General features: G+C 53.4%; 20 protein-coding genes. 13 read left to right on the top strand and 7 right to left on the bottom strand.

Translation table 11 applies throughout. The features are described from left to right. The first annotated feature begins 9 nt into the window (after positions 1–9). From GKAS_RS12110 to GKAS_RS12100, 3 genes are all read left to right on the top strand, one after another. Positions 10–1,956, top strand: coding sequence for a putative bifunctional diguanylate cyclase/phosphodiesterase (locus tag GKAS_RS12110; RefSeq protein WP_035894535.1), 1,947 nt, complete (start codon positions 10–12; stop codon positions 1,954–1,956). Then, positions 1,953–2,435 carry a glutathione peroxidase gene (locus GKAS_RS12105; RefSeq protein WP_035894533.1) on the top strand — a complete coding sequence of 161 codons (483 nt, stop codon included), beginning with the start codon at positions 1,953–1,955 and terminating at the stop codon, positions 2,433–2,435. The genes GKAS_RS12110 and GKAS_RS12105 overlap by 4 nt, the downstream gene beginning before the upstream one ends. 120 nt (positions 2,436–2,555) lie before the next feature. Beyond that, a complete protein-coding gene (locus GKAS_RS12100; protein ID WP_035894532.1) occupies positions 2,556–2,810 on the top strand; it encodes a DUF1161 domain-containing protein in 255 nt (84 codons plus the stop codon). A 33-nt stretch (positions 2,811–2,843) separates the two neighbouring features. Here the strand turns inward: GKAS_RS12100 and GKAS_RS12095 are convergent, their stop codons facing one another. After that, complete coding sequence (locus GKAS_RS12095; protein ID WP_035894531.1) at positions 2,844–3,245, bottom strand: hypothetical protein; 402 nt, start codon at positions 3,243–3,245, stop codon at positions 2,844–2,846. Positions 3,246–3,514: 269 nt separating this feature from the next. Here GKAS_RS12095 and ynfE point away from each other — a divergent pair, with 269 nt between their 5' ends. Genes ynfE through clcB form a run of 5 tightly spaced genes read left to right on the top strand, consistent with a single transcriptional unit; the run spans position 3,515 to position 9,409 of the window. After that, the gene (gene ynfE / locus GKAS_RS12090; RefSeq protein ID WP_035894530.1) at positions 3,515–5,950 is read left to right on the top strand and encodes a selenate/tellurate reductase subunit YnfE; all 2,436 of its coding nucleotides are present in this window, start codon (positions 3,515–3,517) and stop codon (positions 5,948–5,950) included. Positions 5,951–5,960: 10 nt separating this feature from the next. Continuing rightward, positions 5,961–6,578 (top strand): DMSO/selenate family reductase complex B subunit, encoded by a 618-nt coding sequence (locus tag GKAS_RS12085; protein WP_035894528.1) that lies wholly within the window; start codon positions 5,961–5,963, stop codon positions 6,576–6,578. Position 6,579: 1 nt separating this feature from the next. Beyond that, positions 6,580–7,437, top strand: coding sequence for a dimethyl sulfoxide reductase anchor subunit family protein (locus tag GKAS_RS12080; protein WP_035894527.1), 858 nt, complete (start codon positions 6,580–6,582; stop codon positions 7,435–7,437). Positions 7,438–7,484: 47 nt separating this feature from the next. Continuing rightward, positions 7,485–8,099, top strand: coding sequence for a Tat proofreading chaperone DmsD (gene dmsD / locus GKAS_RS12075; protein WP_035894525.1), 615 nt, complete (start codon positions 7,485–7,487; stop codon positions 8,097–8,099). A 14-nt stretch (positions 8,100–8,113) separates the two neighbouring features. Beyond that, positions 8,114–9,409 carry a voltage-gated ClC-type chloride channel ClcB gene (gene clcB / locus GKAS_RS12070; protein ID WP_035894524.1) on the top strand — a complete coding sequence of 432 codons (1,296 nt, stop codon included), beginning with the start codon at positions 8,114–8,116 and terminating at the stop codon, positions 9,407–9,409. Here clcB and bioD read toward each other — a convergent pair. From bioD to GKAS_RS12055, 3 genes are all read right to left on the bottom strand, one after another. After that, the gene (bioD, locus tag GKAS_RS12065; protein ID WP_035894523.1) at positions 9,362–10,057 is read right to left on the bottom strand and encodes a dethiobiotin synthase; all 696 of its coding nucleotides are present in this window, start codon (positions 10,055–10,057) and stop codon (positions 9,362–9,364) included. The genes clcB and bioD overlap by 48 nt on opposite strands. Positions 10,058–10,188: 131 nt before the next feature. Next, positions 10,189–11,406 (bottom strand): sugar metabolism global transcriptional regulator Mlc, encoded by a 1,218-nt coding sequence (gene mlc / locus GKAS_RS12060; protein ID WP_035894522.1) that lies wholly within the window; start codon positions 11,404–11,406, stop codon positions 10,189–10,191. Positions 11,407–11,518: 112 nt separating this feature from the next. Further along, entirely contained in the window at positions 11,519–12,436 is a 918-nt protein-coding gene (locus GKAS_RS12055; RefSeq protein WP_035894520.1) for a LysR family transcriptional regulator, read from the bottom strand. Between the two features lie 114 nt (positions 12,437–12,550). On the opposite strand from GKAS_RS12055, the gene GKAS_RS12050 reads away from it, so the two are divergent. From GKAS_RS12050 to GKAS_RS12035, 5 genes are all read left to right on the top strand, one after another. Beyond that, on the top strand, positions 12,551–13,801 hold the full coding sequence (locus GKAS_RS12050; RefSeq protein ID WP_035894519.1) for an MFS transporter: 1,251 nt from the start codon (positions 12,551–12,553) through the stop codon (positions 13,799–13,801). A 187-nt stretch (positions 13,802–13,988) separates the two neighbouring features. After that, on the top strand, positions 13,989–15,185 hold the full coding sequence (locus GKAS_RS12045; RefSeq protein ID WP_035894518.1) for an MFS transporter: 1,197 nt from the start codon (positions 13,989–13,991) through the stop codon (positions 15,183–15,185). A 171-nt stretch (positions 15,186–15,356) separates the two neighbouring features. Beyond that, on the top strand, positions 15,357–15,788 hold the full coding sequence (gene asr / locus GKAS_RS12040; protein ID WP_035894517.1) for an acid resistance repetitive basic protein Asr: 432 nt from the start codon (positions 15,357–15,359) through the stop codon (positions 15,786–15,788). Between the two features lie 149 nt (positions 15,789–15,937). Further along, positions 15,938–16,021 carry a small membrane protein YdgU gene (gene ydgU / locus GKAS_RS25635; RefSeq protein WP_455648420.1) on the top strand — a complete coding sequence of 28 codons (84 nt, stop codon included), beginning with the start codon at positions 15,938–15,940 and terminating at the stop codon, positions 16,019–16,021. A gap of 101 nt (positions 16,022–16,122) precedes the next feature. Further along, positions 16,123–16,947, top strand: a complete 825-nt coding sequence (locus tag GKAS_RS12035) for a trypsin-like serine peptidase (RefSeq protein WP_035894516.1) — start codon at positions 16,123–16,125, stop codon at positions 16,945–16,947. On the opposite strand, the gene GKAS_RS12030 is transcribed toward GKAS_RS12035, so the two are convergent. From GKAS_RS12030 to mdtJ, 3 genes are all read right to left on the bottom strand, one after another. After that, on the bottom strand, positions 16,944–19,109 hold the full coding sequence (locus tag GKAS_RS12030) for a putative bifunctional diguanylate cyclase/phosphodiesterase (RefSeq protein ID WP_035894515.1): 2,166 nt from the start codon (positions 19,107–19,109) through the stop codon (positions 16,944–16,946). The genes GKAS_RS12035 and GKAS_RS12030 overlap by 4 nt on opposite strands. A gap of 92 nt (positions 19,110–19,201) precedes the next feature. Next, positions 19,202–19,531: a multidrug/spermidine efflux SMR transporter subunit MdtI gene (gene mdtI, locus GKAS_RS12025; protein WP_035894513.1), complete on the bottom strand. Its 330-nt coding sequence runs from the start codon at positions 19,529–19,531 to the stop codon at positions 19,202–19,204. Further along, positions 19,524–19,892, bottom strand: a complete 369-nt coding sequence (mdtJ, locus tag GKAS_RS12020) for a multidrug/spermidine efflux SMR transporter subunit MdtJ (protein ID WP_035894512.1) — start codon at positions 19,890–19,892, stop codon at positions 19,524–19,526. Before mdtJ ends, mdtI begins: the two co-directional genes overlap by 8 nt. Positions 19,893–20,049 lie beyond the last annotated feature (157 nt).

Here is a 20,049-nt window from a genome sequence, read left to right as displayed (position 1 = left end):
GCGAACATCATGAACAGAATACTGGCTGCCATCATATTTTCTCTTTTCATATCAACAGGGTATGTGTCTTTCCTTGTGCATGAAAGACAACAAGAGTTACAAAAGCTGACCCACTACGCTAACTCCTGGTCTGCTGCGCAGGTGGTATCCGAATATTACCGGTTGGAATCGTGGCTCGGTCTTTACACGCTGGACGATACCATGCCGATTGATGGTGTGCGTCTGCGTCTGGACATTATGCTCAGCCAGAGCGATTTAATGAAAGAAGGCGATTTAGGCCATTATATAGACAGCAGTAAAGCCCATCATGAACTGGCTTTAAGGCTTGAAAAAGTACTGGACGATCTCGACGTTCAACTTGAGAAAATGAACCGTTCTGAGCTTAAGTCATACCTTAAGGTAATGCATACGCTCGATGTGCCCCTCAGTCGTCTCTCATCCGGCGCGTTGGACAAGGACGTTAACTCTGTTAATGAAGCCAACCTCAAAATTCAAACCCTGTACTACATATATTCGGCAACCGCTGTATTATTGATAATACTGAGTGCCATACTGGGTATGATGATCTTCTTTCAGAACAGAAACATTCTGAAGGCGCATCTACAGGTTAAAAGCCTGGCTGAAGAACTCCAGAGATCGAAAGAAAAACTGCAAAGCCAGAATGCAAAACTGGAATATGATGTTTTCCATGATCCTTTGACCGAAATGAACAACCGTCAGTTTTTTTGGTGGAATTTAAATAAAACGATCAAAACTGCAAAACAAAATAATACTACCGTGGCGGTCATGTTGTTTGATTTAGACCGATTCAAAGAGGTTAATGACACCTATGGGCATGATGCTGGCGATATGCTGCTGCGCCAGATTTCCCAGCGGTTGATATCGCTGAATATGCCTTCAGATACACTCTATCGCTTAGGTGGCGATGAGTTTGCGTTTCTTTCGAGCGATCTGACTGAGAGTAGCGCCGTTTCACAAGCGCAAAAAATAGGCGAGTCGCTCAACCAACCCTACACGATTTATAACACGATTATTAATATCACCACCTGCATTGGTATCGTTATTTCACAAACCGAGCGCCGCTCCGATTATCTCTACAAATATGCTGACCTGGCGCTTTATGAAGCCAAAAATGAAGGCCCAGGGAAAATAAAAGTTTTCCGCCAGCGAATGTTAGATAAGCTGCAAGAAAGCAGAAAGCTTGAGCATGATATGGCCATGGCATTAATGAATAAAGAATTCGTGGTCTATTATCAGCCGATCGTTGATTCGTTCAGCCGCGAGATTTACAGCTATGAAGCCCTGATTCGGTGGATTCACCCTACAAAAGGTCTACTGTCGCCGGATAGCTTTATTCCGGTTGCGGAAAAAACAGGCATGATTAACGAGATGGGAAAATCGGTGCTTGAAACGGCCTGTCGGGAAGCCGCTTCCTGGGCCGTTCCGGCTAAAATTTCCGTCAACGTCTCCCCTGTCCAGCTAAGCACTAAAGGCTTTGCCGGAATTGTGGTGTCGATATTAAAAGAGACGGGGCTTCCAGCTGACCGCCTTGAACTGGAAGTGACGGAATCCTCTCTTTTCACAGAGAGCAATACGCCGATGAATGCGCTTAACAAGCTCAGAGCGCTGGGTGTGAAGATATCTATCGATGATTTCGGTACCGGCTATTCCTCCCTTTCTCGGTTGAGCAGGCTGGCCTTTGATAAAATCAAAATAGACAAATCCTTTGTGAATTCGCTAGCGACACAAGAAGACGCGCTGAATATCATCAAGCTCATCACTGGCGTGGCGAAGTCCCTCAACATGAAGGCCATTGCAGAGGGTGTAGAAACGCAGGAACAACTCGAAAGCCTTCAGGCACTCGGCTGTGATTTCGCACAAGGGTATCTTTTTAGCAAACCTCAGCCGTATATCGCTGCGGAAATCAAACATGGCAAACAGAGTATTCCGACATGACCACGTTTCATCATCTAGAGGCCACCAACCTACGCGGTGAGCCCATCTCAATGTCCGACTATGCTGGCAAACTGGTTCTGGTCGTCAATACTGCCAGCCAGTGTGGTTTCACGCCTCAGTATGCAGGTCTTGAAGCGCTCTACAAGAAATACGCGTCTCAGGGTCTTGTGATACTGGGGTTTCCCTGCAACCAGTTTGGCAAACAGGAACCCGGTAGTGCTGATGACATAGCGCAAACCTGCCACATCAATTACGGTGTGAGCTTTCCGATGTTTGAAAAAGTTGAGGTCAACGGAGCCGGCGCGCACCCGGTATTTCGTTACCTGAAGGACGAGTTACCCGGCATACTGGGTGGGCGTATCAAGTGGAACTTCACCAAGTTTTTGGTGGGCCGCGATGGCAAGCCGCTCAAGCGTTTTGCCCCTTTCACCATCCCAGAGAAAATGGAAGGCACGATCGTTGCTGCGCTTAAAATCTAAGTGCCCTTTCAGGGGATGAAAAACGTAAGCTTAAGACAAATCAGAAAGTTATCGTCAAAGACAGTCGCTTACACTGCCGATGCTATACTTCCCTGCGAATCTCATGAAAAGGAGCTAATCATGCAATCATCACGTTGGTTACTGGCATTACTGCTCGCAGGCGCTATGCCTGCGCTTGCCGCCGTACCTGACTCCTGTGAGCGTGTCAGGAGCGACATTCAGCAGAAAATCATCCAGAACGGCGTAGCCGAAAGCGCCTTTACCCTTGATATCGTGCCCAACGATCAGGCTGATAAAGCTGGGGCTCAGGTCGTCGGCCACTGTGCTAACGACACCTTTAAAATTCTCTACACCCGCACCGATAACGCCCAGTAATGTGCTACCGCCTCCAGCAGGAGGCGGTGCTTTCTAGCCTCTCTTCTCGACAATAAACTCCAGCGCAATGCCAACCAGTACGCCATCGCGCAGCGTTTGATCATCGGATAACGCATCCAGGTCTCCCTGAAAACGCAGCTTTTGTGAAGTGGTGTTAATGGTCAATTTTGAATGCAAACAAGGCAGCGCCTGCGAACTGACCGGATAGACCACGCGCCCGGAAACCAACACAGGGATCTTGCGCAACGCAGCGGATTGCAACACCCCTACCGTGGAATACAACACGGCCACTGGCGTAACGGCGAGGACTTTTTCCTCCGTCACGCTGATGAAGTCGAGCAAAATTTCGGGGCGCAAAAAATTTAACCCTTTGTAGGGAACCGTGACCGTCTCAATCGCGGGCATCGGAATAACAGAAGAAGCAATATCCTGCATAGATGACTTCCATAAGTAGCGGATTAGCAGTAAGAAATTCGATTAACAATAAACGGTTAACTGCAATAAAACTGTTTTTATGTTGTAAAACAATTATGCACACGCCCCTCGCAACTGGCAAACGCCGACATGCAAATACCTCGTTAGTGCAACAGTGTATTTTGACCAGGGTTAATACTTGTATACCACTAACCAGGTATCCTCTTTCCATCATTAGCAGGTTTTTAATTTCTCGTTGAAATCATTAAACAAAAATAATGGAGTGAGTGATGTCAAATCAGGAAAAGCCAGGGGGGCTGAGCCGACGCACCCTAATTAAATCATCGGCTATCGGCTCATTAGCCTTCGCGGCGGGTAGCCTCTCGCTCCCCTTCTCCTTGCGCGCCACGGCCGCTGCAGTACAGCAGGCTAATCAGCCGGAAGATAAAGTGGTTTGGGGCGCATGCTCCGTCAACTGCGGTAGCCGCTGCGCGTTGCGTCTGCACGTCAAAGACAATGAAGTCTACTGGGTAGAAACCGACAATACTGGCCACGACGTTTATGGCGATCACCAGGTACGCGCCTGTCTGCGCGGGCGCTCCATTCGCCGTCGAATCAACCACCCTGACCGCCTGAACTATCCCATGAAGCGTGTAGGCAAGCGTGGCGAAGGCAAATTCGAGCGCATTAGCTGGGATGAGGCGCTGGACACCATCGCCAGCAACCTCAAACGCGTGGTGAAAGATTACGGCAACGAATCCGTCTACATTAACTACTCTTCCGGCATCGTTGGCGGCAATATCACTCGGTCCTCACCATCCGGTTCCGCGGTGATGCGTCTGATGAACTGCTACGGCGGTTCGCTTAATCAGTACGGCACCTACAGTACCGCCCAGATTGCCTGCGCCATGCCGTACACCTACGGCACCAACGACGGCAACAGCACCTCCGATATCGAAAACAGCAAACTGGTGGTGATGTTCGGCAACAATCCGGCAGAAACCCGCATGAGCGGCGGCGGCATTACCTATTATCTTGAACAAGCTCGCGAACGCTCAAATGCGCGCATGATCGTTATCGATCCCCGCTATACCGATACCGCCGCTGGCCGGGAGGATGAGTGGATACCTATCCGTCCTGGTACCGATGCCGCGCTGGTTGCCGGTATTGCCTGGGTGTTGATTGACGAAAACCTGGTCGATCAGCCGTTCCTCGATAAATACTGCGTCGGTTACGACGAGAAAACCTTACCAGAAGGCGCACCGGCCAACGGACATTATAAGGCCTATATTCTTGGTCAGGGCGATGACGGCGTGGCGAAAACCCCGCAGTGGGCATCGCACATTACCGGTATTCCAGCCGATAGAATCATCAAGTTAGCGCGTGAAATCGGCAGCACTAAGCCGGCTTATATTTGCCAGGGCTGGGGGCCACAGCGCCAAGCAAACGGCGAGCTTTCTGCCCGTGCGATTGCCATGCTGCCCATTCTGACCGGCAACGTTGGCATCAACGGCGGTAACAGCGGCGCGCGTGAATCCACTTACACGATAACCATCGAACGCTTCCCGGTACTGGAAAACCCGGTCAAAACGGCGATTTCCTGCTTCACCTGGACCGATGCTATCGACCACGGTACCGAGATGACCGCCACCCGTGACGGCGTGCGCGGCAAAGATAAGCTGGATGTGCCCATCAAGTTCTTCTGGAACTATGCGGGCAACACCATCATTAATCAGCATTCGGATATCAATAAAACCCACGAGATTTTGCAGGACGACAGCAAATGCGAAATGATCGTGGTGATTGAAAACTTCATGACCGCCTCGGCGAAATACGCCGACATCCTGCTGCCCGATTTAATGACCGTGGAACAGGAAGACATTATCCCGAACGATTACGCCGGGAATATGGGCTACCTGATCTTTATCCAGCCTGCCACCGCGCCAAAATTTGAGCGCAAGCCCATCTACTGGATCTTAAGCGAAGTGGCGAAACGTCTTGGGGACGATGTCTACCAGAAATTCACCGAAGGACGTTCGCAGGAGCAGTGGTTGCAGTATCTGTACGCCAAAATGCGCGCCAAAGACGCGGATTTGCCGACCTATGATGAACTCAAAAAGATGGGCATCTACAAGCGTAAAGATCCGAACGGGCACTTTGTCGCCTACCAGGCTTTCCGCAAAGACCCGGAGGCAAATCCGTTAAAAACACCGTCGGGAAAAATCGAAATCTACTCCAGTCGTCTGGCCGACATTGCCGCGAAATGGCAGCTTGAGAAAGACGAAACCATCAGCCCACTGCCGGTTTACGCCTCAACCTTCGAAGGTTGGGACGATCCACTGCGCGGTACTTTCCCGCTACAGCTGTTCGGCTTCCACTATAAAGCGCGAACGCACTCCAGCTACGGCAACGTTGATGTGCTGAAAGCCGCTTGCCGCCAGGAAGTCTGGTTAAACCCGCTGGATGCGCAAAAACGTGGGATCCGCAACGGTGACATGGTGCGCGTATTCAACAGCTGTGGTGAACTGCGTATTCCGGCAAAAGTCACGCCGCGCATTATGCCGGGCGTGTCCGCAATGGGCCAGGGTGCCTGGCACGATGCCGAGATGAACGGAGACCGAATCGATCACGGTTCCTGCATCAATACGCTGACGACGCATCGCCCTTCTCCACTGGCGAAAGGCAATCCACAGCACACCAACCTGGTTGAGATCGAGAAGGTATAAGGACTAGACCATGAGCACCCAATACGGATTTTTCATCGACTCGGCCCGCTGCACCGGTTGTAAAACCTGCGAGCTGGCGTGTAAAGATTACAAAGACTTAACTCCGGACGTCAGCTTCCGTCGTATTTATGAATACGCGGGCGGCGACTGGCAGGAAGACAACGGCGTCTGGAATCAGAACGTCTTTGCCTACTACCTGTCCATCGCCTGTAACCATTGTGAAGACCCGGCCTGTACCAAAGTGTGCCCAAGCGGCGCGATGCACAAACGCGAAGACGGTTTTGTGGTCGTCAACGAAGATGTGTGCATCGGCTGTCGCTACTGTCATATGGCCTGCCCGTACGGTGCGCCGCACTACAACGAAGCCAAAGGTCACATGACCAAATGCGACGGCTGCCACGAACGTGTGGCGGATGGTAAGAAACCGATTTGCGTGGAATCCTGCCCGCTGCGCGCGCTGGACTTCGGCCCAATCGAAGAACTGCGTCAGAAGCACGGTACGCTGGCGGCGGTTGCACCATTGCCGTCCGCACACTTCACGAAACCAAGCATTGTGATTAAACCTAACGCCAATGCACGTCCGTGCGGCGATACCACTGGCTATCTGGCCAATCCGAAGGAGGTGTAAGATGGGAAGTGGATGGCATGAATGGCCGTTGGTACTCTTTACGGTGCTGGGGCAGTGCGTTGCGGGAGCCACCATCGTCACCGGCTTAGGCTGGCTGGCGGCGCGCCATGAACCCGCAGATCAACGTCGCATTGCGCTTAATATGTTTTTCCTGTGGGTGGTGATGGGCATCGCTTTTTTTGCCTCTGTGCTGCACCTCGGCTCACCGCTGCGCGCGTTCAACTCGCTTAATCGCGTGGGAAGTTCTGCGCTCAGTAACGAGATAGCCAGCGGTTCCGTTTTCTTCGCCGTAGGGGGCTTCTGGTGGTTACTGTCGGTGATGGGTAAAATGCCCGCCGCGCTTGGGCGTCTTTGGCTGCTGGTCAGCATGGTGCTCGGTCTGGTATTTGTCTGGGCGATGACACGCGTTTATCAGATAGATACCGTGCCAACCTGGTATAATGGTTACACGACGGCATCGTTCTTCCTGACCGCGCTGCTCACCGGGCCTCTGTTTGCAGCCCTGCTGCTTAAAATGTCAAAGGTACCGTTCAACGGGAAATTCTTTGCCTCGGTCAGCGTACTGGGCTATTTGCTCAGCATCGCCGTCGTCGTGATGCAAACCGCTGATCTGGGTTTTATTCACAGTTCCGTTCAGCAGGCGAACGCGCTGCTGCCGGACTGGGGCACCTTACAGGTGTGGCGCTTTGTACTGTTAGCGGCAGGTTTAGGCTGCTGGCTCTGCCCGTTACTGCGTCGCGTTCCGCCGCGGGCTGCGGGTCTGGCGCTTGGTCTGGTACTGATGCTGGCAGGCGAACTTATCGGTCGCGGGCTGTTCTATGGCCTGCATATGACCGTCGGCATGGCAATTGCCGGGTAATTCATCGGTGCGGGAGCAATCCCGCGCCCTTTTAAGGATATGCAGTAATGAATGACGTTCAGCACAACAACGCTTTAGCGTTCTCCGCCCGTGTACTGGGTGCTTTGTTCTATTTCGCGCCGAACAGCACGCTTGCCGAACCGCTGGTAATAGCCTTTACCGACGGTGAGTGGGTGACACAGTGGCCGTACCCTGTTCTGCACGCCGATACCCTCTCCGCTGGATTTGCTTCTCCCGCTGAAGAATCTCTGGCAGAGGCATGGCAGCGCCTGTTTATCGGCCCGGATGCGCTACCGTCTCCGCCGTGGGGTTCCGTTTGGTTAGACCGCGAAAACGTTCTGTTTGGCGACTCTACGCTGGCACTGCGCCAATGGATGCGTGAAAACCAGATTGCGTTCGATGTGCAGCAAAACGAACCAGAAGATCACTTTGGGACCTTGCTCATGCTCGCCGCCTGGCTTGTTGAAAATGGCCGCGAAGAGGCCTGCAATCAGCTGCTGGCATGGCATCTGCTGCCATGGGCTCCTCGATTCCTCGCCGAATTTATTGAAAAAGCGAACCATCCATTCTTCATCGCACTGGGACAGCTTGCACAGCAGACGCTGGCACAATGGCAAAGCACGCTGCTGATCCCCGTCGCTGACAAAAAACTTTATCGCTAAGCCCTCAGCTCACGATGCAGCGTCTTCACCATTACCCCGATATTAAGGCGATGTTCCGTCGCCTACTTATTGCCACCGTGATTGGCGTCCTCGCGTCGCTGGCGGTGGCGCTATTTCGTCACGCCATGTATCTGGGTGAGTGGCTGTTTCTCAGTAATGACAGCGGCAGTCTGGTCAACGCCGCTGGCGGTCTCGTATGGTGGCGGCGGCTTATCACCCCGGCACTTGGCGGGCTCGCCGCCGGGACGTTATTGTGGGCCTGGCAACGTCATACGCAACAACGTCCCCATGCGCCGACGGACTATATGGAGGCGCTGGAAAGCGATGAAGGCAAGTTTGATACCAGCTCAAGCCTTATCAAATCCACCGCCTCGTTATTAGTGGTCGTCAGCGGTAGCGCTATTGGTCGCGAAGGCGCGATGATCCTCTTAGCCGCCCTTGCCGCCTCTTTCTTTGCCCAGCGTTTTACGCCAAAGGATGAATGGAAGCTCTGGATTGCCTGCGGCGCAGCTGCGGGGATGGCAAGCGCCTATCATGCCCCATTGGCAGGTAGCCTGTTTATCGCCGAAATTCTTTTTGGCACCTTAATGCTGGCCTCGCTTGGCCCGGTCGTCATCGCCGCAGTGGTCGCGCTGCTCAGCACGCAGTTGATGAACGGTGGCGCGGAGCTACTCTACACTACTGGCAATTTACCGGCTCTTAACGCGGCGCATTACGGCTTAATGCTCGCTACCGGGCTCGTCTGCGGTTTAGGCGGGCCGCTGCTTATCTGGCTGATGGACATGAGCCATCGTGTTTTCCTTAAGCTCAAACTTTCGCCCCCCTGGCAGCTTGCGCTGGGGGGATTGGTCGTTGGTTTGCTTTCGCTATTAACGCCCGCGGTGTGGGGCAATGGCTACAGCGTGGTGCAAGGGTTTCTGTTAAGCCCGCCGAGTTTTGCCATTATTGCCGGGATTTTCCTGTGTAAGCTGCTCGCCATTCTTGCCAGCAGCGGCTCTGGCGCACCGGGCGGTGTGTTTACTCCAACGCTGTTTATTGGCCTGGCGGTCGGTATTCTGTTCGCTAATACGTGGGCGCTGGTGTTCCCTGGGAACGAGGCGATGGCGATATTGCTTGGCGTGACGGGAATGGCAACGTTACTGGCAGCCACGACGCATGCGCCAATTATGTCAACGTTGATGATTTGCGAAATGACCGGGCAGTATACGCTGCTGCCCGGTTTACTGATTGCCTGCGTGCTGGCGTCTGTACTGTCGAGAACCTTACGCCAGGATTCTATCTACCGTCAGCACGTTGCGGAGCATCGCTAGGTCGACGTACTGACTCAGCTCACGCTGTTCCGGGCGCGGCAGATACGGCAGTTCGCCAATCAGCGGTGCCGGCAGCTTTTTGCTGAGCACGTCGATAATTTCCGCGTAGTGCGCCAGGCCTGGGTTGATACGATTCGCCACCCAGCCAATCAGCGGCAGGCCGTCGTTGGCGATGGCCTGAGCGGTCAGCAGCGCATGGTTAATGCAGCCTTCCTGAATGCCGACCACCATCAGCACAGGCAGCTGTTCCTGCACCACCCATTCGGAGAGCGGACGCAGGTCGTTCATCAGGCTGCGCCAGCCGCCGGTACCCTCAACCACCACGTTATCGACCTGCTGGCTCAGATTGGCCAGGCCGTCAGACAATAAGGTGTAGTTGATTGGGCAACTGTGGGCGACGCTGCTCTCTTCTTCGCTCAGCGCAATCGGGTTGATAGCATCATAAGGTAAGTCCAGCGATGAAACGGCTTGCAGAACCAGCGCATCTTTATTGCGCAGCCCTTCTGCAGTTTCCTTGCTGCCTTTGGCAACGGGTTTGTATCCTGCCACCCGTTTCCCGCTGGCGGCGAGCGCCTGCAAAAGCGCACGAGAAACCACCGTCTTACCGACAGAAGTATCAGTTCCAGTAATAAAGAAACGATTAAGCATCACAAACTAACCCCACTGCTACGCCACGTAAATATCATGGCAATGAATAATTCAATGGAGTGAAAGTTTACGTGATGTGCGAATGGGTCAGATTGAGATAGCGCAATTTTTTGCAAAACTGCTAAAAATTGTTAACCCTGTAACAGTCTTATCAGCAATGTTCCATTATAAAGCGCATCTTTTACCAGAGCCGCCCCAGCCATGGTGCCGCGGTTAGAAAACTGTGTTTGCTCTACCGCAATATGTTTGCTATAGGCAGGCAGCGACTGCTGGCGAATACAATCGCCAATTGCCGGGAAGAGGATGTCGGCGGCCTGATTAAACGGCGAGCCAATCAAAATTTTCTGCGGATTGAAGAGGTTAACCATAATGGCGAGGATTCGCCCGACGTTGGTTCCAATGCTGCTAATGATATCCTTTGCCAGTAAATCGCCCTGCATCGCGGCCTGACACAGCCACTCCACGGTGAGCGGCTTCTGGTGCAGCATTGAACTCATCGACTGCTGCATGCGGACCTGAGTCAGCTCCATCACGCTTTCCACGCTAGCGATCGTCTCAAGACACCCGTGGTTACCGCAGTAGCAACGCTTACCATATGGGTCGACCTGGGTATGGCCAATTTCCACCAGGCTGCTACTGCCCGCGTGCAGCAAACGGCCATCGGTGATAACACCTGCGCCGACGTTGTGGTCGATAACCACCTGAATGACATCGCGTGCGCCGCGCGATGCGCCAAACAGCGCCTCGGCCATGGTCCAGGCGCTGATATCATGCTGGATATACACCGGCACGCCGGTATGCGCCTCCAGCGTTCCGCCGAGCGGAACATCGGTGACATCATAAAACGGCATACGATGGATAATGCCGTTTTCGGTGTCGATAATTCCCGGTAGCGTAATGGCAATCGCGGTCAGACGTTCCAGCAGGTTCTGATGGCGAATAAAGAATTGGTCAATATGGGTCACGACGCGGTTCAGGAATGGGGACTCATCTTCCAGCGCCAGTTCAAGCTGCTCTTCCACCACCAACTTACTGCTGAGGTCACGCAGCGCCAGATGGATAACGCCCCGGCTGATGCGCACGGACAGATAGTGCCAGGCTTCCGTTTCGACCATAAGCCCTACGGCTGGACGACCACGGCTACCCGCTTCCTGAATCTCCGTTTCCTGAACGAGGTGGGCTTCCAGCAGTTCACGAACAATTTTGGTGATACTGGCCGGAGCCAGTTGCGCAAGTCTGGAAAGGTCGATACGCGAAACCGGGCCGAGCTGATCAATAAGGCGATATACCGCCCCTGCATTGGTCTGCTTGATTTGATCGATATGCCCTGGCTGACTGTCCGCTACCACCGTAAGACTCCCTTATTTTCGCGCTTCGAAATAAACACTTTGGGCTATGGTGAAGTACTTGAACGCCCTGCGTCAAATTTTTACTTAGCCTTGTGATTTACTGCACAATTTTTCACACTTTTGGCAACGAAACGCTCACCTTGGCCGCGTTTAATAGCTGTTGTTTGAAGCGTTCTGCTGCCTGGCTAAGCTCATGGTGTTTTGACCACACCAGCCACATTTCCGAGACTGCATCCTCTTCCGCAATCGGAACCCAGCGCATTTCATAAAGCTGAACCCGCCGAAAAGACGCTGGCAAAATCGATACGCCCAAACCGGAGGCCACCAGGCCAATAATCGTCATCGCCTCCCCAACTTCCTGGGTAATCGTTGGCACTGCATCGTAACGACGCATCAGGCCAAGAATATCGTCATAAAGACCGGTACCAACGTGAGGGTCAAAAAAGACAAACGGTTCTTTGCCCAACTCCACCAGGCTGACTTCCGGCTTATCAGCTAGCAGATGGTCGCGGTGGATCATCGCCAGCAGCGGTTCACGCAGGATCACCTGCCAGTCGAGGGTGTCGGGCAGCAACGTGTTGCGCATCAGCCCTAACTCAAGTGCCCCTTCGGTAAGCGGTGAGATCTGCTCGCGGGTGTTGGTTTCCCGCGTCTGGATGTGAACATCCGGGTAACGCTGACGAAAGGTGGAGAGCGTGTCGGAGACCGCTTTAATAAACGGTGCAGAGGAAGTGAAGCCAATATGCAACTCACCGGTTTCGCCGTTATGCAGGCGGCTGGCCCGCGCGGCGGCTTCACTGACCTGTAACAGAATCTGCCGACTATCGGCGAGAAACTGTCGCCCCGCCTCCGTCAGGCTAACGCTGCGGTTGGTACGGGCAAACAGTCGTGCACCTACCTGCTGCTCAAGGATTTGAATTTGTTGGCTTAATGGCGGCTGGGAAATATTAAGCCGCGCCGCCGCGCGCCCGAAATGCAACTCTTCGGCAACGGCAACAAAATAGCGTAAATGGCGCAGTTCAATATTCATACTTTAAAGATATCAATTGAGATTATTAATATATTAGACAGAATATTTACATTTTCCTACTCTAATTATGTGACCTGAGTCGATATTACCCATTGTTTTACGCAAGGATTTCCCGTGAGCCGCACAACCACCGCAGACGATACGCCTGCCATCGATGTCCGCGTTGATACCCCACTTCAAACAAACACCTTTATTCGCCGCGGAACTCCACCGTTTATTCGCGTGACGTTGGCGCTTTTCTCCGCGGGACTGGCAACCTTCGCTCTGCTGTACTGCGTACAGCCCATTCTGCCAGTGCTGTCGCACGAGTTCGGGATTTCCCCAGCAGGCAGCAGCATTTCGCTTTCTATTTCAACGGCAATGCTAGCCATTGGTCTACTGTTTACTGGCCCGCTGTCGGATGCCATTGGGCGTAAAAAAGTGATGGTGACGGCGCTGCTGCTGGCATCCTGCTGCTCTCTGCTCTCGACGATGATGACCAGTTGGCACGGCATTTTGATTATGCGCGCGCTGATAGGCCTGTCGCTTAGCGGCGTGGCGGCGGTCGGCATGACCTATCTCAGCGAAGAAATTCATCCGAGCTTTGTGGCGTTTTCAATGGGGCTGTACATCAGCGGGAACTCAATAGGCGGGATGAGCGGACGTCTGTTGACCGGGGTATTTACCGACTTCTTTGGCTGGCGCGTCGCCCTGGCGGTCATTAGCGCCTTTGCGCTGGCCTCAGCCATTATGTTCTGGCGCATTTTGCCGGAATCTCGCCACTTCCGTCCGAGCTCATTAAAACCGAAAACGCTGCTGATAAACCTGCATCTGCACTGGCGCGACCGTGGCCTGCCCCTGCTGTTTGTCGAGGGTTTTCTGCTGATGGGCGCGTTCGTCACCCTCTTTAACTACATCGGCTATCGACTGATGCTGTCACCGTGGTCGCTTAACCAGGCGGTAGTGGGTTTGCTCTCTGTCGCCTATTTGACCGGCACCTGGAGTTCACCAAAAGCGGGAATGATGACCACGCGCTACGGTCGCGGCCCGGTGATGATCTTCTTTACCGGGGTGATGCTGGTCGGCCTCCTGCTGACGCTATTTTCCCCGCTGTGGGTGATTTTCCCCGGCATGTTGCTCTTCTCCGCCGGATTCTTTGCCGCCCACTCGGTTGCCAGCAGTTGGATTGGGCCGCGCGCGCGCCGCGCCAGAGGACAGGCATCTTCACTGTATCTGTTCAGTTACTATCTCGGTTCTAGTATCGCCGGTACGCTCGGCGGCGTGTTCTGGCACAAGTACGGCTGGAACGGGGTTGGCGGGTTTATCGCACTGCTGTTGGTTTGCGCGCTGCTGGTTGGCGTCACTCTGCATAAACGCCTGCATTAACATAAAGCATCACGTAGCCCGGACGAGGCAACGCCGACTCCGGGAAATCCCCGGCGGCGCTCCTCTTATACGGCCTACGATACTGATAACTAATACTTATACTATTGACATAAAATGCGTTGCCATCTCGCCATACTAGCTGGCAATTCCTATAATACCCTCACTTTTGTCTTACCAATGTAGCGCTATGACGACCCGTGCCAGCAATACCCAACTCAACCTACGTATTATCTCAATAGTTGTCTTCACCTGTATTTGCTACCTTTCCATTGGCTTACCGCTCGCGGTATTGCCGGGCTTTATTCACTACGATCTCGGCTACAGTACGCTGGTTGCCGGGGCGGTCATCAGCCTGCAGTATATTTCTACCCTACTTAGTCGGCCGCACGCTGGGCGCTACACCGATATCTGGGGGCCCAAAAAGGTCGTCAGTCTGGGGATCATCTGTTGCCTGATGAGCGGTTTGTTTACCCTTGGCGCGGCGGCAGCGCATGCCAGCCCGATACTGGCGGTGGCGCTACTGCTGGTTGGGCGCATCTTCCTCGGCGTGGGCGAGAGCTTCACCTCCACGGGCTCTACGCTGTGGGGGATTAAAACCGTCGGCGCGATTCACACCTCGCGGGTTATCTCGTGGAACGGCGTTGCTACCTATGTGGCGATGGCGGCAGGCGCGCCGTTAGGGGTTGTGCTAAACGGCTGGTTCGGTATTAGTGGTTTTGCGGCGCTGATTGTGATTATTGCGGTCATTGGCCTGCTGTTTGCTCGCACCCGCGCCGACGTCAGCGTCAGCGCCGGAGTCAGAGCGCCCTTCCACGTGGTGGCGCGCAAGATCTGGCCATACGGTCTGGGCCTGGGGCTGGGGACGGTCGGTTTTGGGGTGATAGCGACCTTCATCACCCTCTACTTCTCCTCCCACGGTTGGGCGGGCGCGGCGTTCACGCTGTCTCTATTTAGCATCGGTTTTATCTGTATTCGCCTGGTACTGGGCAATACTATCACCCGCTTTGGCGGGATCCGCGTCTCGCTTATCTGTTATGTGGTCGAATGTCTGGGGCTGCTGATTATCTGGTTTGCCCCGAACGCGTGGGTTGCGGGCGTTGGCGCGTTTCTGACCGGGTCGGGCTTCTCTCTTGTCTTCCCAGCGCTGGGTGTTGAGGCGGTAAAACAGGTGGAAGAACAGAACCAGGGCACCGCGCTGGGTACTTATTCAGCCTTTCTGGATCTGGCGCTGGGCCTTACCGGGCCCGTTGCGGGCTGGATTGCTGGCTACCAGGGCTTAGGCAGCATCTATTTGATTGCCGCCATTGTCGTCGCCTGGGCCTTTGTCCTTATCCTGCGTGTGTACCTTTCTCAGCGCGCAAAACAGACTACCTGTACTGGCTAACTCCTTGAGGGGCGGTCAAAATCCGCCCCGTTACGGATGTACAACAAATCTCGTACATTACGTTACAAGCCGATACCAATCACTCACGGAAAGACAGCTCGCTCATCGATATAGTTATTTCAACGGCCCCGCAGTGGGGTTGAATGAAAAAACCAATTCGAGGGTATCAGAATGAAAAAAGTATTAGCTCTGGTTGTTGCCGCTGCTATGGGTCTGTCTTCCGCTGCTTTTGCTGCTGACGCAACTGCAACTCCGGCTCCGGCTGCATCTGCAACCGCTACTCATGCGGCTCCAGCGAAAGCCACTCACCACAAAAAACACAAGAAAGAAGCTGCTAAACCAGCTGCAGAGCAGAAAGCTCAGGCCGCTAAGAAACACAAAAAAACCGCTGCTAAACCAGCTGTAGAACAGAAAGCTCAGGCTGCTAAAAAACACCACAAAGCAGCAACCAAACCAGCTGCAGCTCAGAAAGCTCAGGCTGCTAAAAAACACAAAAAAGCCGCTGCTAAACCAGCTGTAGCGCAGAAAGCTCAGGCTGCTAAAAAGCACCACAAAAAAGCTAAACACACTGCTGCTAAACCAGCCGCTCAGCCAGCTGCATAATTATTCTTGATAACGTATCCGCGTAGCAATACGCCGATACAGGTGGCGCCGGGAGGCTAGCAGCAATGCTGAATCCTGGTGGCTACCTGAGTTAATCAACTACCGTATCGGCGCTTATTTAGCGCCGATTTTTTCCCCGGAGAGCAATCATGTTGCGGCGCTATCGTTTCGAGCTCATCCTGGCATTACTTATCGTCTGCGCACTGATCGCAACCCAGTTTTTCTTTTACTGAGCGTAGTTCGCTGATTTTACTCCCACTTTTTGCTTCTCCCGTCTATAGTAGTCTCATTGGGTTTATTTTTTATAATCATAATTGCCCCATCAGAGAGTGATATGCGTACAGCCTTTGTGTGTTGTTTACTGGGAACGTTATCCGTCCTGCCCTTAATTTCTCACGCTGATGACGATGATATTGGCATCAGTGCGAAAGATATTAAAACGCTGTTCTTTGGTCATGACGATCGTACCCTGGTCACCCATCCTGCTCAGGCACCGTGGGACGCCATTGGCCAGCTGGAAACCGCCAGTGGCAATCTGTGTACCGCGACGTTAATTTCTCCTCACCTGGCGCTCACCGCCGGGCACTGCCTGCTTGAACCACCGCGCGGCAAGTTGGACAAAGCCGTGGCGCTGCGTTTTGTGTCGCAGAAAGGCACCTGGCGCTACGAGATTCACGATATTGAAGGTCGCGTTGACCCCTCTTTAGGAAAACGTCTCAAGGCGGATGGCGACGGCTGGATTGTTCCGGCTTCCGCGGCGCCGTGGGATTTTGGCATTATTGTGCTGCGTAACCCGCCTTCAGGCATCACCCCGCTACCGGTATTCGCCGGGAATAAAGATGATCTCACCGCCGCACTGAAAGCAACGGGGCGTAAAGTGACGCAGTCAGGTTATCCGCTCGACCATCTGGATTCGCTGTACAGCCATGAAGATTGTACGGTCACGGGGTGGGCACAAACCTCGGTACTTTCCCATCAGTGCGACACGCTGCCGGGCGATAGCGGTTCTCCGCTACTGCTGAAAACGGACGCCGGTTGGCAGGTTATTGCCGTGCAAAGCTCTGCTCCGGCGGCAAAAGATCGCCAGCGTGCCGATAACCGCGCCATCTCGGTGACTGGTTTTCGCGATAAGCTTGAGGCGTTAGCTGCCGGAAACTAACTCAGACGCTGCTGGTGACGCAACGCCAGCAGCGATGAGAGCGGCATCGGCTCACTGAAGTAGAATCCCTGAAGCTGGTCGCAGCCGGCAAGCCGTAGCAGTTTCATCTGTTTTTCGGTCTCCACGCCTTCCGCAATCACCGTCATCCCCAACGCGCTGGCTATTCGGATAGTTCCCCCCACCAGCGCCGCCGCCTGATCGTCATCATCCACCAGCCCCGCCAAAGATTTGTCGATTTTAATCGTGTCGAAGTTAAAACGTCGCAGGTAGCCAATACTGGAATACCCCGTGCCAAAGTCATCCAGCGCCACGGCGGTACCCAATGCTTTGAGCGCGGAAATCGCCGCCCTTGCCCGCTCGGGTTTTTCCAGGACATATGTTTCCGTCACCTCAAGCTGTAGCCGCGACGGGGGGAAACCGGACGATTTCAGTACGCTGGATACTTTGTTCTCAAATTCCGGGTCGCGGAACTGTGCGGGGGAAATATTCACCGACAGTTTTAAATCATTATGATTCAACAAGTCACGGCAGGCGCGAGCCAGTACAAACTGGCCAAGGGAATAGATAAGCCCGCTGGTTTCCGCGATGGCAATAAAGGCATCGGGCATCAGTTCGCCCTTTGGCCGTCGCGGCCAGCGTACCAGCGCTTCTACCCCTACCATCGCCTGCGAGCGGGCACAGACAATAGGCTGATACCAGACTTCGAATTCATCGTGCTCGAGCCCATGGCGAATATCGTTCTCCAGAGAAAGCTGGTATTCGCGGGCGCTGCTGAGCTCCGCGTCATAATGCGTGATCCGCCCTTTCCCGGTTATTTTGGAGTGATACATGGCAATATCGGCCTGGCGGAACAGCTCGGAACTGGTTTTATCCTGTAACGTACCGCTAGCAATCCCCAGGCTGGCGCTGATATGCAGCGTTCGTTCGCCGATACGAATTGGCGTGCTGAGATAATCCAGCACGCTGCCAGCAAACGCCGAAGCGCTGGCTTCAGAGTGCGCACCGCCCACTGTCATGGCAAATTCGTCGCCGCCCATACGCGCCAGCATGCCGCCATGAGGGACGAGCGTTTGTAGCATATCGGCAATGCGTATAATTAAAATATCACCGATATCATGGCCATAGATGTCATTAACATCTTTAAAACCATCAAGATCGATAAAGACCACCGTCTTGATATCCCGGTCTCCCCGGCGACTAATATGCTCAAGCTGCTCAATTAGCGCCCGGCGGTTTGGCAAATGGCTCAGCCAATCGGTCAACGCGATTTCACGCGCCTGCCGCTCGCCGCGGGCTAGCTTCCACAATCCCAGGCTGCTCACCAGGATAAATAGCAGGATAAGCCCCGACGCCAGCAGGACAATTTTTCGAATCTCCGGCGAGGCCGCCTGCGCCGCCTCAACGCCGGGCTGCCTTAGCTGCCAGTTAAGCCAGCCAACCACTTCACCGCTGGAGGTGCGCAGCGGTATGTTGTACCTGTTTTGTGGCGAAGTAGTGAGCGTCAGGTTCTCAATCTGGAAGGTGTTGCCAAGGGTATTTAACAGCGCCGGGTTGACGTGCCGGGTGATGACCAGATAACGACGGGTGGCATCGTATACATTCAGGCGACCTACCATTGGGCGGATCAGGCCAATGCCAATAAAGGCAACGCCTTCACGTGTATGGGTTATTCCGGCAACGTTATTTTTTCCTCGCAGCAAGGCGTCCTGATTCTGCTCGATCAGCGCCTTTAAACCACTGCCAAAAAACGAGAGATCGCGCTCGCTGAACGGCGAGCTACGAAACGATCCCCACAAGACGCGATAGTTCTCGTCCAGCACAAAGGTACCGTCATAAAGATTGTTAATTTTGAAGCCAGCGCCCCAGGTGTTGTAAAGCCAGGTGGTGTCGAGCCTGGGCGCATACACTTCACGGACGGCATCATCCCAGATGGCGTTATCAATCACTAATGAGAGCACGCGGTTAATAGACGTTTGGATCGCGCCATCGACGGATAGCGCCGAGCGACGGGCATCAATATCGTTGGTTTTGCTGGTGATCAGGCTTTGCGAGAGGTATAGAAGCGAAATAATAGAAAAAATCAGGCCGATGCCTGCAAAAAAGATAATCACAAAAAGCGTTCTGGCTGTGGCTATATTACGCCAGCGTGACGGATCGAACATGGTTGCCCCTCGCATCAAATACGCTAACCCTTTGTTACAAGCGTAATACAGACGAAGGATTTCGCTGCCCGATTTCTCAGGCAGCGATCACATCAGGCGAGCTTAATGATAACCATACCCACCAACAGTAAAGCTAAACCAACCCAGCCTTTTTTATTCAGCCGTTGGCCGAAGAGGATCCACCCCGCCGCCAGCGTCGCGGCCACACCGAATCCGCCCCAGATGGCGTAGGCAACGGAGAGATCAATTCCCTTCACCGCCTGCGACAGCGCGCTGAACGCAGCCAGTACGGCGACAAGGGAAAGGATGCCGTATCCTTTGCGGCGGAAGCCGTCAGAAAACTTGAGGAAAATATTAGCGACAATTTCCAGAACAATGGAGCCTGCCAGCCATACGCCGTGAATCATTTCAAACTTATGCATGATTCACCTCTTTATTCAAAGACTTGTTTACCGCGGTGGCTTTACGCGTACCGGACTTAATCAGTACGATACCGGCAATCAACGTTGCCAGACCCGCCGCTTTCATCACCGTCAGGCTCTCGTCAAACAGCATTACGCTGAACAGGGTAATCAATACAATGCCGATGCCTTCCCACAGCGCATAGGCAACACCCAGTGCGATTTTTTTAACCGCAAACGAAAGAAAAATATATGACAAGGCGATCATCACAAGCATCAAAATAAAGCCAGTGTTTCCGTCAGATACGCTCGCCCATTTCATAGAAAGCGTACCAGTAATTTCAGCAACAATGGCCAAGGCTAATAAAATCCAGTAAAACATAGTCCTTCTCCTGCATGAGAATATAATCCGTGCAGCTCGCGGCAAGGCGCAAACTGAAATAAAATGATTAAAATTTAGCTACAAACGAAGAAGGGTACTAAAAGCGACGTTGCGCCAGTGCTGCTCACCATAGAAGGCAGAATAGAAGAAAACAGAA

Origin of the sequence: Kluyvera ascorbata ATCC 33433, assembly GCF_000735365.1 — a bacterium.
In the GTDB taxonomy this organism is placed as follows: Bacteria; Pseudomonadota; Gammaproteobacteria; order Enterobacterales; family Enterobacteriaceae; genus Kluyvera; species Kluyvera ascorbata.
The sequence above is the reverse complement of the archived record's forward strand: the minus strand, read 5'-3'. Positions and strand labels throughout refer to the sequence as shown.

Excerpts from the sequence above, each read along its gene's own strand:
- GKAS_RS12110 (WP_035894535.1), top strand. The coding sequence starts at position 10 with ATGAACAGAATACTGGCTGCCATCATATTTTCTCTTTTCATATCAACA.
- GKAS_RS12105 (WP_035894533.1), top strand. The coding sequence starts at position 1,953 with ATGACCACGTTTCATCATCTAGAGGCCACCAACCTACGCGGTGAGCCC.
- GKAS_RS12100 (WP_035894532.1), top strand. The coding sequence starts at position 2,556 with ATGCAATCATCACGTTGGTTACTGGCATTACTGCTCGCAGGCGCTATG.
- GKAS_RS12095 (WP_035894531.1), bottom strand. The coding sequence starts at position 3,245 with ATGCAGGATATTGCTTCTTCTGTTATTCCGATGCCCGCGATTGAGACG.
- ynfE (WP_035894530.1), top strand. The coding sequence starts at position 3,515 with ATGTCAAATCAGGAAAAGCCAGGGGGGCTGAGCCGACGCACCCTAATT.
- GKAS_RS12085 (WP_035894528.1), top strand. The coding sequence starts at position 5,961 with ATGAGCACCCAATACGGATTTTTCATCGACTCGGCCCGCTGCACCGGT.
- GKAS_RS12080 (WP_035894527.1), top strand. The coding sequence starts at position 6,580 with ATGGGAAGTGGATGGCATGAATGGCCGTTGGTACTCTTTACGGTGCTG.
- dmsD (WP_035894525.1), top strand. The coding sequence starts at position 7,485 with ATGAATGACGTTCAGCACAACAACGCTTTAGCGTTCTCCGCCCGTGTA.
- clcB (WP_035894524.1), top strand. The coding sequence starts at position 8,114 with ATGCAGCGTCTTCACCATTACCCCGATATTAAGGCGATGTTCCGTCGC.
- bioD (WP_035894523.1), bottom strand. The coding sequence starts at position 10,057 with ATGCTTAATCGTTTCTTTATTACTGGAACTGATACTTCTGTCGGTAAG.
- GKAS_RS12055 (WP_035894520.1), bottom strand. The coding sequence starts at position 12,436 with ATGAATATTGAACTGCGCCATTTACGCTATTTTGTTGCCGTTGCCGAA.
- GKAS_RS12045 (WP_035894518.1), top strand. The coding sequence starts at position 13,989 with ATGACGACCCGTGCCAGCAATACCCAACTCAACCTACGTATTATCTCA.
- asr (WP_035894517.1), top strand. The coding sequence starts at position 15,357 with ATGAAAAAAGTATTAGCTCTGGTTGTTGCCGCTGCTATGGGTCTGTCT.
- ydgU (WP_455648420.1), top strand. The coding sequence starts at position 15,938 with ATGTTGCGGCGCTATCGTTTCGAGCTCATCCTGGCATTACTTATCGTC.
- GKAS_RS12035 (WP_035894516.1), top strand. The coding sequence starts at position 16,123 with ATGCGTACAGCCTTTGTGTGTTGTTTACTGGGAACGTTATCCGTCCTG.
- GKAS_RS12030 (WP_035894515.1), bottom strand. The coding sequence starts at position 19,109 with ATGTTCGATCCGTCACGCTGGCGTAATATAGCCACAGCCAGAACGCTT.
- mdtI (WP_035894513.1), bottom strand. The coding sequence starts at position 19,531 with ATGCATAAGTTTGAAATGATTCACGGCGTATGGCTGGCAGGCTCCATT.
- mdtJ (WP_035894512.1), bottom strand. The coding sequence starts at position 19,892 with ATGTTTTACTGGATTTTATTAGCCTTGGCCATTGTTGCTGAAATTACT.